We start from the raw sequence: 839 nt of genomic DNA on the forward strand, positions 1-839 counted from the left end.
AGGCTGACCGCCCGTCGAAGGGCAGCGGGTGCGGCGTCGAAGGCCGGCGGCTCGGACCAACCGGTGGTGGTCATCGGCGGCGGGGTCTCGGGACTGGCAACAGCCGGGCTGCTGGCCCGGGCGGGTCACCGCGTCACCCTGCTAGAGCAGCGTTCCGTCCTCGGCGGCCGGGCGGGACGGCTCGAGCGCGACGGCTTCCGCTTCGACACCGGCCCGTCCTGGTACCTGATGCCGGAGGTGATCGACCACTGGTTCAAGCTGATGGGCACCAGCGCCGCGGAGCAGCTGGAGTTGGTGCGGCTGGACCCCGGTTACCGGATCTGGTTCGAGGGGTATCCGGCGGCCACGGAGGTCCGCTCCGGCCGCGAAAACGTGACCGAACTGTTCCGAGGCCTGCAACCGGGGTCCGGGCCGGCGCTGCACCACTACCTGGACGAGGCAGCGGAAACATACCGGCTGGCCAAGGAGCACTTCCTGTACGACGACTTCGCCAGCCTGCGCGGCCTGGCCCACCCGCAGGTGCTGCGCCGGGCACCCCGGCTGGCCAAGCTGCTGGGCTGGAGCCTGGACCGTTACGTCCGCGAACGGTTCACGGACCCGCGGCTGCATCAGCTGTTGGGGTACCCGGCGGTGTTCCTGGGCACCAGCCCGTACCGGGCGCCGGCGATGTACCACCTGATGAGCCACCTGGATCTCGACGACGGCGTGTACTACCCGCTGGGCGGGTTCGCCGCCCTGGTCGATGCGATGGAGCGGCTGGCGCGGGAGGCCGGCGTCCGGATCGAAACCCGCGCCACCGCCCGGCACATCGTCACCGGGCAGTCCGGCGCGAAGGCCCG

General features: G+C 71.6%; 1 protein-coding gene. It reads left to right on the top strand.

All coding sequences use genetic code 11. From position 1 onward, the window contains the following. Window positions 1-3 precede the first annotated feature (3 nt). On the top strand, window positions 4-839 hold an 836-nt coding region (crtI, locus tag AC5RUJ_RS17430; RefSeq protein WP_494156397.1), incomplete at its 3' end, for a phytoene desaturase family protein.

It is taken from the genome of Arthrobacter sp. Y3223164, from assembly GCF_059091005.1.